9 protein-coding genes are annotated in these 16,339 nt (G+C 34.0%); 8 read left to right on the top strand and 1 reads right to left on the bottom strand.

The genetic code is table 11. From position 1 onward, the window contains the following. Positions 1 to 19: 19 nt before the first annotated feature. The 7 genes from D1818_RS21930 to D1818_RS21900 all read left to right on the top strand — a co-directional run bounded on the left by D1818_RS21930 (position 20) and on the right by D1818_RS21900 (position 11,937). Entirely contained in the window at positions 20 to 1,285 is a 1,266-nt protein-coding gene (locus D1818_RS21930) for a hypothetical protein (RefSeq protein WP_118461856.1), read from the top strand. Positions 1,286 to 1,305: 20 nt separating this feature from the next. Further along, positions 1,306 to 2,574 (top strand): hypothetical protein, encoded by a 1,269-nt coding sequence (locus D1818_RS21925; protein ID WP_118461854.1) that lies wholly within the window; start codon positions 1,306 to 1,308, stop codon positions 2,572 to 2,574. Positions 2,575 to 2,595: 21 nt separating this feature from the next. Further along, a complete protein-coding gene (locus D1818_RS21920) occupies positions 2,596 to 3,852 on the top strand; it encodes a hypothetical protein (protein WP_118461852.1) in 1,257 nt (418 codons plus the stop codon). A gap of 27 nt (positions 3,853 to 3,879) precedes the next feature. Next, positions 3,880 to 5,061: a hypothetical protein gene (locus tag D1818_RS21915; protein WP_118461850.1), complete on the top strand. Its 1,182-nt coding sequence runs from the start codon at positions 3,880 to 3,882 to the stop codon at positions 5,059 to 5,061. A 13-nt stretch (positions 5,062 to 5,074) separates the two neighbouring features. Further along, positions 5,075 to 6,289: a hypothetical protein gene (locus D1818_RS21910; RefSeq protein WP_118461848.1), complete on the top strand. Its 1,215-nt coding sequence runs from the start codon at positions 5,075 to 5,077 to the stop codon at positions 6,287 to 6,289. A gap of 20 nt (positions 6,290 to 6,309) precedes the next feature. Next, a complete protein-coding gene (locus D1818_RS21905) occupies positions 6,310 to 9,876 on the top strand; it encodes a T9SS type A sorting domain-containing protein (RefSeq protein WP_118461846.1) in 3,567 nt (1,188 codons plus the stop codon). Between the two features lie 204 nt (positions 9,877 to 10,080). Continuing rightward, positions 10,081 to 11,937 carry a tetratricopeptide repeat protein gene (locus tag D1818_RS21900; RefSeq protein WP_118461844.1) on the top strand — a complete coding sequence of 619 codons (1,857 nt, stop codon included), beginning with the start codon at positions 10,081 to 10,083 and terminating at the stop codon, positions 11,935 to 11,937. On the opposite strand, the gene bshC is transcribed toward D1818_RS21900, so the two are convergent. Next, positions 11,926 to 13,521: a bacillithiol biosynthesis cysteine-adding enzyme BshC gene (gene bshC / locus D1818_RS21895; RefSeq protein WP_118461842.1), complete on the bottom strand. Its 1,596-nt coding sequence runs from the start codon at positions 13,519 to 13,521 to the stop codon at positions 11,926 to 11,928. The genes D1818_RS21900 and bshC overlap by 12 nt on opposite strands. A gap of 211 nt (positions 13,522 to 13,732) precedes the next feature. Between bshC and D1818_RS21890 the strand changes: the two genes are divergently transcribed. After that, positions 13,733 to 16,213, top strand: a complete 2,481-nt coding sequence (locus D1818_RS21890; RefSeq protein ID WP_118461840.1) for a M14 family metallopeptidase — start codon at positions 13,733 to 13,735, stop codon at positions 16,211 to 16,213. The last annotated feature ends 126 nt before the right edge of the window (positions 16,214 to 16,339 follow it).

Below are 16,339 nucleotides of genomic sequence, written 5' to 3'. Positions count from 1 at the left end.
CAATTAAAACTAAATACTAATGAAACACACATGTACATCTAATAGAAGATTATTCGCTATTGAAATAATCACAGTATCTATTTTCTTTTTGATTTCGACCTCTAGTTTGTCCGCACAAAATAGTACTCCAAAGCCCGGTAATCCAAGAAAACATATGAAAATTGATTCTAAGATTGGCATCGTAAATCACTTTAATAAAGATAGCAAAGGTGATAACGAAGATTTTTATTTTTCTGCCGGATCGGGAGATTGGAGGGACAAAGTCCAATTTAGAATTCATCATAACGGAACTATAAGTACTACTGCAGGCATACATGCTGATTGGGGGGATTTATACCTAGTAGCAGACTGGGATAATTCCAGTTCTAATGAAGATATTATTTTTGGTTTTGATGGATATCAAAGAAATAAAGTAAAAGAAAGAATGCGGCTTACCGATGATGGCCGTTTAGGTATAGGCACAAAAAGTCCCAGATCACCACTTCATGTTAATGGGGATATCTATTCTAAAGGAAATATTAAAATGTCTTCTTATGAGGGAGAAGGTAAATCTGGGACTGCCTATATACAGGCCAGAGATTTCTCGGGAAACTCTAATATAGCGTTTCAATTCAGAACCCAAAAATCAGGTAATAAAGTTGACGTTCTTAAAATGACCTCAACCGGAAATGTAGGTATTGGAACTTCAAGCCCACAAGCAAAATTGGATGTACGAGGGAATACAACTATTATTGGAAACACTAAAATTAATGGAGACACCAATATCAATGGAGATACCTCGATAAAAGGAGATCTTACATTGTCTAATCCCGATAAATCTCAAGAGTTTTTGATTAATAAAGGTCTTGATATAAGATTAACCAATATTCCTAACTCTCATTTTTCTGTACAAAATGCATTTGGAGCTGATGCATTCTATATAGATACTAAAGGTAAAATTGCAATTGGGGACCTACAAGAAACTGAAATTACTGAACAACTACACGTAGGTGGTAGAATCAAAGCTGGTGGATTTATTGCTGACGCATCCTCGTTCCCCGATTATGTTTTCGCTAATGATTATCAGCTGATGCCATTAGAAACTCTAAAAGCATATACTTCTCAAAATCATAGTCTACCGGGTATGCCAACTGAAGAAGAGGTCTTAACCGATGGATTAGATCTAAAAAAAGTAGTAACCATTTCTGTTGAAAAAATTGAAGAGCTCTATTTACACATGTTTGCACAGCAACAAACCATCAAAAAATTAGAACAGCAAATAAAAAAATTAGAAAAATCTAAATAAACCTATTTAAAAATTAAACAATGAAAAAGACAATTATTATTCACGCAATTTTGACTATAACCCTATTTAACTCAAGTCAATTAATAGCACAAAACAGTAATAATAAGCCTAGACCAAGTGCTTCAATTTTTGGTAGAAACAATGCCATTGTAATGCATATGAACGATGATGGTTCAAGTCATAGAGATGAAGAATTCTTTGTATCCCAAGGCAAAGGAAGTTGGTATAACAACATACTTTTTAGAGTTCATGCCAACGGTACAATTAGTACAAGAGGTGGTATACACGCAGATGCAGGTAATCTCTACCTAATCGCTGACTGGGATAATTCTCGAAATAATGAAGATATCATTTTTGGATTCGATAGCTATAAAAAAGACAAGATTAAAGAAAAAATGCGATTAACCGATGAAGGAAGATTAGGAATAGGAACTTCTAACCCAAAAGAAAAGCTTCATGTAAATGGAAACACATATGCCAAAGGAAATGTTCAGTTGTTTGCAAATGAGGGAGATGGGAAATCTGGAACCGCCTATCTACAAGCAAGAGATAAATCAAATAACTCTAATATTGGATTTCAACTACGAAGTCAAAATGGCGGAAATATTGTCAATGCTCTTAAGATTAGCCCCAATGGCGATATCGGTATTGGAACAACTACCCCTGAAGTAAAACTTGACGTAAAAGGAAACACTACCATTGTTGGAATCACCAAATTGCAGGGAAATACCGATATCAACGGAGATACTTCGATAAAAGGAGATACCTCGATAAAAGGAGATCTTACATTATCTAATCTGGATAAATCACAAACGTTTTTGATCAATAGAGGTCTTGATATACGATTAACCAATATTCCTAACTCTCATTTCTCGGTAAAAAATGCATTTGGGGCTGATGCTTTGTATATCGATACTGATGGAAAAATAGCGATTGGCTCTGTTTCTAGCGAATCTCTTACTGAACAACTAAGTGTAGATGGTAGAATCAAAGCTGGTGGATTTATTGCTGACGCATCCTCGTTCCCTGATTATGTATTTGCTAATGATTATGAATTAATGTCATTAGCAGCTGTAAAAGCATATACTTCTCAAAATCATAGTCTACCAGGTATGCCAACTGAAAAAGAAGTAATAAAGAATGGATTGAATATTAAAAAAGTGATGACAGTTTCTGTTGAAAAAATTGAAGAATTATATCTGCACACTATAAAACAACAGGAATTGATTGAAAAGCAGCAAATATTGATTAAAAAACTTGAAGAACGTATTACCAAATTAGAAAAATAACAAATGATCTAAAACATACCCATGAAAAAATTAAAGAAATTACACTTCATCATACTATTCACCATAGGAACCTCCCTTACTTCATTTGCTCAATCTTTTGGAGTACCTACTGGTGATAAATTTGACACCTTTATCATCAATAATGATAGATCTAATAATAAAAGTGAGTTTAGAATGCAGAATAGAAGTATATCTTTTACGCTTTCTAATTTATCCAATCGAATGGCTTTATCATATTCTTCAATATATAAAGGATGGGCAAATAATGGAACAGAAATTTTCTCTGTAAATACTAACGGCAGTACTACCATGAGCACCGCTTTTGTCGGTCTTACGATATATGGATCAGATTGGGCAGGATTTTCACATGAATCAATGAAAGGCACACCCAATTACAGCTTACTAGCATCCAAAAGCGGAAAACTTACCTTAATAAATAAGGCAGATACGGATGACGGATATATTGGATTTAGAGTTGGTAACATCGACAAAATGGTTCTTTCTAATAGTGGTAACCTAGGTATAGGCACTACTACTCCTAATCGAAAACTTCACGTAAATGGAAATGCAATAATTACCGGAAATACGAAAATAAACGGAACCACAAATTTTGATGATACCGTTACACTTACCAAAGGGATGAATATTAGAGGTGATATTACATCCTATGACACATTCAATGTTAGCGGTACACTAAATTTTGCGAATACAGATATTTCACAGCAAATAACTATCAACAAAGGGCTAAACCTACGTTTAACCAATATTCCTGATTCTCATTTCTCAGTGAAAAATGCATTTGGAGCTGATGCTTTGTATATCGATACTGATGGAAAAATAGCGATTGGCTCTGTTTCTAGCGAATCTCTTACTGAACAACTAAACGTAGATGGTAGAATCAAAGCTGGTGGTTTTATAGCTGACGCATCCTCGTTCCCTGATTATGTATTTGCTAATGATTATCAGTTGATGTCTTTAGAGGCAATAAAAGCATATACCACCAAACATCATAAACTACCTGACATGCCAACCGAAAAAGAGGTAATCAATAATGGGTTGAATATCAAAAAAGTGATGACAGTTTCTGTTGAAAAAATTGAAGAGTTATATCTACATGCTATTGCACAACAAGAATTAATCATTCAACAGCGAAAGGAAATCTTAGCCTTAAAAAAATCACTCAAAGACCAGAAAGAAAGTACAAAGATTCAAAAAGAAAACATGGATGGCTTACATAAAAGATTAGAACAAATCGAACAATATATAAAACAGAAATAGCAAAACTCATAAATCAAAAAAACACACATGAAAAAATTCAAAAACTTACTATTCATTACTCTGGCAAGCGCAGGAACCTCGCTTACCTCCTTTGCTCAATCTTTTGGTGGTGCTACAGGGCATAGTTATGACACCTACGTTATTAATACTGATAGATCCAATCATAAAAGTGAGTTCAGAATGCAGAATAGAAATATATCTTTTACGCTTTCTAATTTGTCAAATCGCATGACTTTATCATATGCTCCCACCTACACTGGATGGCAAAACTCAGGCGCGGAGATTTTTTCAGTTAACACTAATGGTAGTACTACTATGAGCAATGCTTTTGTCGGTATTATTGGACATGGAGCGCATTGGGCGGGGTTTACACATAAATCACAGTTAGGAAAAGAGAGCTATAGCTTGCTAGCTGCTAAAGACGGAAAATTCACCCTTATTAATAAGAAAAACACAAATAACGGATATATCGGATTTAGAGTTGGTAACGTAGACAAAATGGTTCTTTCTAATAGTGGTAACCTTGGTATAGGCACTACTACTCCGAATCGAAAGCTTCACGTAAATGGAAATGCCCTAATTACCGGAGATACAAAAATAAACGGAACCACAAATTTTGATGATACCGTTACACTTACCAAAGGAATGAATATTAGAGGTGATATTACATCCTATGACACATTCAATGTTAGCGGTACACTAAATTTTGCGAATACAGATATTTCACAGCAAATAACTATCAACAAAGGGCTAAACCTACGTTTAACCAATATTCCTGATTCTCATTTCTCAGTAAAAAATGCATTTGGAGCAGATGCTTTGTATATCGATACTGATGGAAAAATAGCGATTGGCTCTGTTTCTAGCGAATCTCTTACTGAACAACTAAGTGTTGATGGTAGAATCAAAGCTGGTGGTTTTATAGCTGATGCTTCTTCATTCCCAGATTATGTATTTGCAGAAGCCTATGATTTGATGTCTTTAGAAAAAGTGAAAGCCTACATTACCCTAAACAAAAGTCTACCTGGTATGCCAACCGAAAAAGAAGTCGTCGCTCAGGGATTAGATGTAACTCAAGTAACTAATCTAACTGTAGAAAAAATTGAAGAATTATATCTACATACAATCAAACAGCAAGAAGAAATAAAAAACCTAAAGCAACTAGTTACTGAATTACAAAAGCAAATAAAAAGTATACAAAACAAATAGCAACTACATACTAATGAAAACAACAAACAAACTATTCCTATTCATTGTACTATTGGTAAGTTTTTTTAACACTAATAAAATGGATGCGCAACGCGATTTCAGATTTAGAGATATATACGCCCGAGGGCATACCTATTATCATGCATTTGAAGGAAAAAACAAGAATGGAACAGCATATATACAAGCTAGAGATAAGTCAAATAGATCTAACATTGCAATGCAACTTCGTACTCAAATTAATGGTAATATTAGAAACGCCTTAAGAATTAATCCTGACGGTAATACTTCTATTCAAAGAAACCTATCCATCTATGGAACTATAGATATCAGAGGAAATGCCTTTGCTAAAGGTGGATTATTTCTTTCAGCGAAAGAAGGATACGGTCAATCAGGAACTACTTTTTTAGAAGCTAAAGACAATTCAGGAAGTTCTAGTATAGGACTACAATTACGCTCACAAAATAATGGAGCTTTTGTTGATGCTTTTAAAATCAATCCAGATGGTAACATTGGTATAGGTACTGCCGCCCCACAACAAAAGTTACATGTAAATGGAAATACGCTAATTACCGGAGATACAAAAATAAACGGAACCACAAATTTTGATGATACCGTTACACTTACCAAAGGAATGAATATTAGAGGTGATATTACATCCTATGATACATTCAATGTTAGCGGTACACTAAATTTTGCAAATACAGATATTTCACAGCAAATAACTATCAACAAAGGCCTAAACCTACGTTTAACCAATATTCCTGATTCTCATTTCTCAGTAAAAAATGCGTTTGGAGCAGATGCTTTGTATATAGATACCGATGGTAAAATAGCGATTGGCTCTATTTCCAATGAATCTCTTACGGAACAATTACATGTAGATGGTAGAATCAAAGCCGTTGGTTTTATTGCAGATGCTTCTTCATTCCCTGATTATGTATTCGCTGAGGATTACGAATTAACACCATTAGCAGTAATAAAAGCACATACTGCTCAACATCATAGCTTACCCGGTATGCCAACTGAAGAAGAGGTTGTTGCAAATGGATTAGATCTGAAAAAAGTAACTACAATCTCAGTAGAAAAAATCGAAGAACTATACCTTCATGCTATCAAACAACAAGAATTGATCAAAAAACAACAGGATGAAAACGATACGATGAAAAAAATGATCCTGCAATTACAACAGCGATTAAACATACTTGAACAAAACACATCTAAAAACTAATCATCTCACACATACCTATTATGAAAACAATATTCACAAAACTTATACTGAATTGGTTATGTATCATCTGCCTAGTGTGCAGTATCAATCAATTGTACGCACAAGAACATAAGGTTTCTAGCACGAACAGAAGTCTTGATTTTGGTTTTGCATCATTAAAAACTCCCGAGCTTAAAAGGAATCAAACCGTAAAAGCATTAATCACCATCTCACCAGATAGCAGAGACAACGAATTTTTGACCAGAACCTCAGAAGGATTGGCTATAGAAGAACGTTCTTTTGTATACTTTCTTAAAAAAAGTCAGTTATGGTGGCTAGTACAAGATTACAAACTTAATGCATTTGCATTAGTAAGTGTTGACGATGGTGCCGATTGGATGTATTTAGATTCTCAAGAAAATGGAACAAATTCGTTACGCATGATCACTAATGATCAAACAGAAAACGAATACATGGATGATAACTATTTCTTTGAATTCGTAATGCCATATGTAACGCAAGAAGACAAGCATTATTTGATCCAAAGTATCGCTACAACAGATCAATACTGGAAGTCTAATGATATAACTTTAGCTTCTCAGAATCTTGATCTAAATGACTCAGCACCTTATACATTTACCTTTAGAACATTTCGTTCGTTTGAAGATAAGTACATCTCAGTTCCGACATACGATTCTGCCTTTCATTCTATTGAAACGCTGGAAAGTGGGGCTGCCGGATCAGAATACACTAAAATTAGCGCTAACGAAGCAATAGCACCAATAGATGATAATACGGCCATTGTAGGATCTGGTAATATTACTATTCTAAAAAGAGGCGGATCCGAAGATATGTTTCAAGTTATTTTTGAAAATGATGCGATCGCAAAAATTGGTTTATTAGATTATAATGTAAGTAAATATACCAAGGAAGCATTACAAACTCCAGGGTCTAGAAAATTATTTTCAGGAATCGAAATGAATGAGGATGGTGAAATTTATTTGTTCAATAAAGGAATAGAAAAATATACTGAGTTTGTTGCAGATACTCCGATCGTTTTTGGATATGATAATGGTACTTTAGTTGCTCGACAAGATACCAAAAGTTATACTATGACAGGAGTACCTACTCCAATCTTACTAAATGGAGATAGTGGTAATTATTCGCGGTTAATCACAATATCCCGAAAAGGAAGCGTACAAGTATCCTATAAACCACAGGCAGTCATTGTTAGTGGAGAAGATTTCGGAGAACTCAATGCTCCTGCACAACATAATACAGATCCACAATTCTCATACGCTCCAAGTAATGGTCCTACAAATGCTTTTGATTGGCGCCAACGCATATACCCTATAGCTTTCGAAAATCAAGGTACTCCAAATACAATTTTCCCATTAAGTCCTTTTTATACCACAGGTGATCCTGATCTATATCCAGTAGCTTCTAAACAATCTGCTAGTGGCACCTATCTGGGAGGAGAAGATTTTAGTTCTATCGATGGATGGGAAATGATACAAATGGATTTTGGATATGATGAAAATGGATTGCAAAAAGAAGACCTGCGTGGGGAGCCTTATATGGTACTATACAATCGGTTTACTGGTACGCTTAGAGTATTCTTATATATTCACAATAGTTCTATTGCCAATAACCTGAGGGTTTCTTTGGTAGATAAAAAAACACAAACCATCAGTGGTCGATACCATCAACCAAGGTTGTGGTCTAGTTATCTACAAGGAAAAGCCTTAGATAATCCAACTTTGGGATCAGAGGCGTATAGTAAATCAGTTCGATTATATAATACTTCAGAAAGCAAATTCTATTATGTAGATTTCATCTTCAACTATGATCCTTGTACCTGTTTCTTCGAATCTAATTTACAGATCAAAGTAGATAAAGTAACTCAAGGATCCATGGAGATCGTAGGTAAAACATTAGGAGGTAGTATTCCTGCCGGAGCAGATGGTTATGATGAGTGGATGGCCAATTCAGACTCTTATCTTACAGGAGTAATGGACACTCCATACGGAGAACAATCTCAAAGCCTTGGAGATATTAGTCTTAAAAGTTTAAATGAATGGGAAGACACTCCTTGGAGTAATGAAACTGATCTTACGATACCTGGCAGAAAAGTACCTGATTGGGAACGAGAAGCCCTACGATTACAATATGAAGGAACCGCAGCTATGGCTGCAGGAGATTTTTTATCTGCTGCAGGGAAAGCAACAAAAGCAATTGCAGAAGCAGGTGACTTAGGGTTTATAAATTTTGGAGGTCCAGGAAAAGTTGCAGGAGAATTTATGGATGCAGCAGGAACGGCCATGAAAGGTGGTGGTAGAGCTACCACAGCTGCTGCGGTAAAAGTAAGACTGGATAACTTAGCTGATGAACCAGATCAGACTACTACGCTATCCTTTCCTCCACCTCAGCCTAGCTTAGTATTTGCAGAATTAGCAGCAAAAGGAACGTTGACTATAGAAACACCCGTTTTTGATAATGTGGTGATCACAACACCAGGATCTAAAAATGCAGAGTATGCTCCTATAGAAACTGGAAATAACACCAAAGGAGCCTTTCCTTATTATAATGAACCATTAGGAGTTTTTAATTTGGTATATACACCACGAGTAGCTATTAGTGTTGTGAAAAATCAAAATGATAAATTTGGAGCACATTTTCGTCTTAAAGAAAAGCCATACATTACCACAAATATGGATAAAATTCAAGGAACGGAATTTGGTCTCTTCTCCGCTAATTATGTGATCACTACTTATAATTCTGAAGGGTATTCTGTGAACTCCCGAAGAACAAAACCATATATGATCTCCAATGGTATTGATCTTGACAAACAATTGCCAACTTCTTTAGATATTACAAGATTTATTGATCAAAATACGCTTGCTCAAAACCTGAATAGTCTTTCAGGAAACACTGCTGTTTCATTAAAAAGGTTTATTTCAGTTACTTTAGAAATTGATTATATGGGATTATCTGGTGTTGGAGAAAGTGGTAAACAAAATGGAGAGATCATCAGACAATCGTATGATGCGATCACAGATTTTTCTTATGCTACAGTAAGTGCATTAACACCCGATCTAAATCAATTGGCTGAAGATAAGGCGATGGCAGACTTTGCTGAATACGATGGATTTAATAATGATATCTGGAAAGAGAATTATCTTATCACTAAAAACACAGAAGGTTTTGATAACAAAATGCTAACTTTTTGTGAGCAAACTGTACCATATATCAATAGTTCATACCGTTCTGTAGCGCAAGGTAAAAATGGAAATGAAACAGAAAACAAAACATCTGACACATCAGAAGAGCTAACATCAGAGTTAGAAGAAGTTGGTTTTGTAGCTTATCCAAATCCAAGCAAAAGAGATTTTAACATTAACTACTATGGATTAACCGAAGGAAAAGTTGACATAACCATTTCTGATCTTAGTGGTCGTGTTATCTTATCACATACAGATGTAGTTATCAAAAAAGGGGAGCAAAAAAGTGCTCATATTAACTTACAACAACTAAGCGGTGTTTACATCTTAAACATTCAGTTTGAAGATGGTGAATCATACAGCACTAAATTAGTAAAAGAAAATTAAATCTTATTTACTTCCAATTTTAAATAAACTTCCTTTCTATTATACATCTAGAAGGGAAGTTTTTCTTTTAATCTAAAAATCAAATAATTACAAATCACAAAAAAAGCTCGTTTTAAGATTGTATTACCTATTTGTTAAGAGAAGTCAATTTTTGAAGTAAAACTTTATTTTTGAAAAACTCTTTAAACCATCACACCTCACAAAATGAAAACTCTTTGTATAAGTAGTATTTGTTATATTATCTTATTATACAACTTTGGTTTACAAGCACAAAATAAACAAATAGTAGATAGTCTTCTACTAATAACTACTAACACTATTACACCAGATACTACGCTCGTCAAAGCATTTAATGACCTGGGTATTCAATATGCAACTTCTAATCCTGTACTAGCAAAACAACATATCAATAAAGCTCTTGGCATTGCTCATAAAATCAAAAAGCCTAGGGCAATTGCAGGAGCCAATAACTGTTTAGGAGTAGTTTATTATTATCAAAAAGAATATGATTCCGCGCTATTTCGCTTTAAAAAGGCCTTGGCAATTAATAAAGAAATAGGGCATTCCTGGGGACAAGCTTCGGCATTACATCAAATTGGTGCAGTTCAAAATCACCTAAATCATTATACGGAAGCAATTGAAAATTTTCAGAAAGCTGGTGAGATATTTAAATCCTTACCAGATTCTATATCCTATATAAAATCTATAGAAAACATTGGAGTTTCTTATAGCTTAATGAAACACAGAAAAAAAGCATTAGAACATTTTCTTACAGCTAACAAACTATATGAACAATACAATAATATAGAAGGTATTGGTCGTACTTATATTCATATTAGTAACTTTCTGATCAAACAGAAAGATTTTAAGAAAGCTCTAGTATACCTCAATAAATCTTTACCTATAATCACAGAAGCCGGTAACAAAAGGCATCTTAGTGTTATTCTCCAAAACATAGGAATAAGTCAAAGAGGATTACACAACTATCAGAAAGCATTAGACCACTTTCAAAAATCCTTATTACTTAGAAAAGAAAAAGGAAATCCTAAAACAATTGCCATTGCTCAATACGAGATTGGAAATACTTATTACGCAATGGAATTATATTCCAAAGGACTTCTTTATCAAAAAAATGCTTTAAAAAACTATAGCTCAACAGGGAATTATATACAAAAAGCGATCACTTACAATTCCATCGCAAAGTCTTTTTTTAAATTAAATCTATTGGACTCGGCTAAGTCTCATGCTGAAAAATCCATTTCTATTTCAAAAAAAGCATATGACCTGGAAACCGAAAAAGAAGCGAATCAAACACTTGCTCATATTGCAGAAAAAGAAGGAAATAGCAGCGATGCCTATATGTATTACAAAAATTTATCAAAGTTGAAAGACTCTTTGGAGATTATTCAAAAAAATAAACAAGCTACCGAGCTTCAAGCCAAATTCGAAATCAGTAAAAAAGAGCTTAAAATTACTGAGCTAGAAAAACAAAACCAACAAACAAAACTTCAAAATATTCTTTTGATTTTAGGATTAGGAATTGGTAACATCTTACTGGGAACGGCTATATTTATTTTTAGAAAGAAGATTAAACTTAGTTGTCTTGAAAAAACATTATTAAATCGAGAATTAGACACTAAGAAAAAAGAGCTAACCACTAATTCTCTACATCTAGCTAAAAAAAATAACGTATTAGAAAATCTAAAAGAAGAAGTAGAACTAATTAGATATTCAGAAGATCAAAACACTCAATACAATTATCAAAAAGTAATTCAAATTATTAATTTTGATTTAAAAGACGATAGTAGTTGGGAGAACTTCAAAAATCATTTTGAACAAGTACATAAAGATTTCTATGCCAATATTAAAAGTAAATATCCTAATGTTACTCCAAATGAGCTACGCTTAATGGCTTTGTTAAAAATGAATCTTTCTTCTAAAGAGATTGCCAGTATATTAAATATAACTCAAGAAGGCGTACGAAAAGCTCGTTATCGACTTCGTAAAAAATTAGAAATACCTACTAATAATGTATTAATGGAAATTATCCTACATATTTAAAACTACAAACTCCCCACATAAAGGATCGAGCTGTTTTATCAATTCCGAAATCAATTCCTCCCCATATTCCAGATACATTTCAGAGAAATTGGTGTTTCGTTCCTGCAAACTTTGATTAGGAAATAGTTCATTTTGGATTGTAGTCAATCGCTGTACGTGATCACTAAGTTTTATTCTTTGGGCTTTTAACAGTCGCTTTTCTAGCACATCTAATCCTTTAAGCTGCTTTACTTCTTGAGCCTTCACAGCGTTTACAAAAGTAACATCCGTTTGCTTAGCTAACTCATACATTCCTTCGAATTGCTCTTTTAGAACTTTACGCTGAGGATCAAAATTAATATCAATATTAGATATTTGTCGCACCTTTCGGTTAATCAGCTCGTGTTGTTTTAGAAATAATTCTGTATCGGAAATAACTAATCTCTTAATTTTGTCCGCTTGCTTTTCAGTTTTAATTAAAACAGAATTACGTAATAACAACATCGGAAATGGAATCTGAACAGCTTCAAAATAATCTTTTAACTCCAACCAATACGCTAATTCTCCTCCTCCACCGATATAGCAAAGGTTTGGTAAAATCACTTCTTGATACAAAGGCCTCATCATCACATTAGGACTAAATCGCTCCGGGAACTCAGAGAGTTCTTTTAGTAATCCACTCTTGCTCCAGGAAATCTCTGTATCATTAACAAAATAACTACCTTCCTTTTCTATAATACGTTCTCTTGATCCTTCAGATAGATAAAACAGATTAATTTCTCGAGGATTTACTTGTACCTTATACCCTTTTGCTTCTAATTTTTCCGCTTTTGGCAATACAGTATTATAGGAAACTTGTTCTTCTAATTCTCTCTTTACATATGGAATAAACAGGCGTTTTAACTCTTTATCATCTGCATCTACAATCACCAAACCATAATCTCTAAACAACTCATTTGCCAAATACCTAGTAGCGTCTGCCAAGTTGTTGTGTTTCAGATAAGCTTCCCGAAAAAGAGACTTTAATCGTTCCGCATTTCGTCCAGATCCAATTTCCGAAGAAAAAATTTCAAAAACTTTATCTAATCCTTCGGTATCAAAAACCCCTACTGCACCACCGTCCTTACGATTCCACTGAATTTTTTTTCCTTTAAAATTAAAATAATTGATCTCATCAAAATCATGATCCTCTGTCGCCATCCAATATATCGGAACAAAATCATATTCTGGATGTTTCTCTTTCAATACGCTAGTGAGATTAATCGTAGAAACTATTTTGTACAAAAAATACAAAGGACCTGTGAATAAATTCAACTGATGTCCGGTAGTAACCGTAAAGGTGGTATCCTTATCCAGAAGATCAATGTTCTTTTGGGTAGCTTCAGAAATATCAACATTTTTATATTGAGAAGATAAAGAAGCTTTCAATACCTTGCGGTTTTCTGATGGAAAAGATTGTTGTTTTTCCTGAAGTTGATCTTTAAAATTGTCAAGCTTTGGAAATCGATGATAAAATTCTTTTAGTTCTGGTTTTTCGTCTAAATAATCACAAATAAAAGATGAAAAGTAATTTGTTTCTCTAAACGGAATACAGTCACTAGGCATAGGGTGGTCTTTTTAAGTCGATAAATATACGGTAGATTGTGATTGCATCTATTTTTTTATATTTTTTTTAATAGTCACTTGATCAACTTCACGCGATCATATCTTCTAAACCTAAATTTATGAATATAGTTATCTCAAATCCTAAAATTTAGTTAATACAATTTATATCCTAAATTTAAGGCGGTATTTTACCAAAATTAAAAGCTCATCAATGAAAAAAATTCTCTTAATGCTCCTTGTTGTATCCATAACTTGGGTATCCGCACAAAACAATCTTCAATCTCCCGCTTCATTTTTAGGTTATGAAATCGGCAGTCAGTTTACACGTCACGCAGATGTAGTAAACTATTTTAATCATGTGGCTGCTAACTCTGATTTAGTTACTTATCAAAGCTATGGAAAAACAAATGAGCGAAGACCATTGACTTATGCTGTCATCACGAGTGCTGAGAATCAAAAAAATATTGAAAACATTCGTCTCGATCATCTTAAAAATACAGGTATCGTAGCCGGAAATAGTAATCCACAAATTGCTGTGGTATGGCTTAGTTATAATGTTCATGGTAATGAAGCTTCTAGTACCGAAGCTTCTATGAAAACCGTTTATGAACTTATCACTACAAAAAAGGAATGGTTAAAAAATACAGTAGTCATCATAGACCCTTGTGTAAATCCTGACGGAAGAGATCGATACGCCAATTGGTATAATCAAACCAAAGCTACTCCTTATAATACAGATCAAAATGCTACTGAACACAATGAACCTTGGCCAGGCGGTCGACCTAATCATTATCTTTTTGATCTTAATAGAGATTGGGCTTGGGCCACACAGGTAGAATCCTATAGTCGATTAACCGCTTATAATAAATGGATGCCGCATGTTCACGTAGATTTTCATGAGCAAGGTATCAACGAACCTTATTATTTTGCACCGGCAGCTGAGCCTTTTCACGAAATTATTACACCTTGGCAAAGAGATTTTCAAACTCAAATTGGTAAAAATCACGCTAGATATTTTGATGCAGAAGGTTGGTTATTTTTTACTAGAGAACGTTTTGACCTATTATATCCTAGTTATGGAGATACCTACCCTACTTTTATGGGAGCAATCGGTATGACTTATGAACAAGCAGGTCACGGTCGTGCTGGATTAGGTATACAAACTGATGAAGGTTATGTGCTTACATTAAAAGATCGCGCTTTACATCATACTACAACGGGATTATCCACTGTAGAAATATCTTCAAAAAATGCTATAAAGTTAAACTCAGAATTCAAAAAGTTCTTTAATAACGCATCCTTAAAGTATAAAAGTTACGTACTTAACGGTCATGCAGACAAAATCAAGGCCCTAACAGAACTATTGGACAAGCATGAGATAAAATATGGATACACCAATAGTGCTAAGATATCCGGTTTTAATTTTAGAGAAAATAAGCAAGGTAGTATCAATGCTAATGGAGCATTAGTTGTAAGTACAGACCAACCTAAAGGTAAAATGGTGAAAGTACTATTCGAACCAGATGCAAAATTAAGCGACCCTCTAACCTATGATATTACTGCCTGGAGTATTCCACACGCATATGGATTAGAAGCTATTGCCTCTACTTCTTTCATACCAGCAAATGGAAGTAAAAAAAGTAGTCAAATTAATAATACTGTCAATACATCTGGAGCAGGATATATTGCAAAATGGAATAGTCTTGATGATGCAGCTTTTCTTGCTGATCTTTTAAACAATAAAATCAGAGTTCGATTTAGTGAAAAAAACTTTGAGAATAGTGGAGAAAAGTTCAAAAAAGGGAGTTTAATTATTACCAAAAGTGATAATCGTAAAACAAAAGATTATGATCAAACTGTAATTAATATTGCTAATAAGCATAACCGTAAACTCTATACTACAACCTCAAGTTTCGCTTCGAATGGAGTCGATTTTGGATCACCTGATGTAAAATTGATTAATAATCAGCGCATAGCAGTACTAAAAGGAAATTACACATCTTCTTTAAGCTACGGGGAGATTTGGCATTTCTTTGAGCAGCAACTACAATACCCAATCACGTCTATTGATACAGATTATTTCAAAAGAGTTAACCTGGATAAGTACGATGTATTGATACTTCCTAATGGATATTATGGTGGATATTTAGATAAAAGTTCACTGGATAAACTAAAGGAATGGATTAGAAGTGGAGGAAAAGTAATCGCAATTGCGAATGCAGTAAATGCCTTTGCTAACAAAGACGGTTTTGATTTAAAAAGCAATAAACCTAAAGACGAGAAAAAAGATTCCATTGGAAATCTAATACCTTACGACAAACGGGAACGCGAAAGAGTTAAAGACTTTATTACTGGAAGTATTTATAAAACTAAAGTAGACACATCACATCCTTTAGCCTTTGGATATGAGGACACCTATTTTAGTCTGAAATTAGGTAGCAGTTCTTATAAGTTTATGCAAGATGGATATAATGTTGCCTATATCGAAGAACCAACAAGTGTTTCAGGTTTTTCCGGCAAAGATGCTTTTAAAGGACTTAAAAACTCATTAGTTTTTGGTGAAGCGAGAATGGGGAATGGAAGTGTAATTTATTTAGTAGATAATCCATTATTTAGATCTTTTTGGGAAAACGGAAAACTGTTTTTTGTAAATGCAATTTTCTTTACTAATAACAATAAGTTTAGATTATAGATTAATTGATAGTAGAATACCTATAATGGCGTTTCTGCCTCAGGCAGGTCGGGCTATTCGTTATATCTTTTTACTTGTTCTCGGTAGTTCTGCTGAGCATTATCGAAGTACGCCACATGAAAATGT

This window comes from Aquimarina sp. BL5 (assembly GCF_003443675.1).
Lineage (GTDB): Bacteria > Bacteroidota > Bacteroidia > Flavobacteriales > Flavobacteriaceae > Aquimarina.
This window is presented reverse-complemented; position numbering and strand designations above follow the sequence as displayed.

Bases quoted from the DNA above. Each gene is read 5' to 3' on its own strand.
- D1818_RS21930 (WP_118461856.1), top strand. From the start codon at position 20: ATGAAACACACATGTACATCTAATAGAAGATTATTCGCTATTGAAATA.
- D1818_RS21925 (WP_118461854.1), top strand. From the start codon at position 1,306: ATGAAAAAGACAATTATTATTCACGCAATTTTGACTATAACCCTATTT.
- D1818_RS21920 (WP_118461852.1), top strand. From the start codon at position 2,596: ATGAAAAAATTAAAGAAATTACACTTCATCATACTATTCACCATAGGA.
- D1818_RS21915 (WP_118461850.1), top strand. From the start codon at position 3,880: ATGAAAAAATTCAAAAACTTACTATTCATTACTCTGGCAAGCGCAGGA.
- D1818_RS21910 (WP_118461848.1), top strand. From the start codon at position 5,075: ATGAAAACAACAAACAAACTATTCCTATTCATTGTACTATTGGTAAGT.
- D1818_RS21905 (WP_118461846.1), top strand. From the start codon at position 6,310: ATGAAAACAATATTCACAAAACTTATACTGAATTGGTTATGTATCATC.
- D1818_RS21900 (WP_118461844.1), top strand. From the start codon at position 10,081: ATGAAAACTCTTTGTATAAGTAGTATTTGTTATATTATCTTATTATAC.
- bshC (WP_118461842.1), bottom strand. From the start codon at position 13,521: ATGCCTAGTGACTGTATTCCGTTTAGAGAAACAAATTACTTTTCATCT.
- D1818_RS21890 (WP_118461840.1), top strand. From the start codon at position 13,733: ATGAAAAAAATTCTCTTAATGCTCCTTGTTGTATCCATAACTTGGGTA.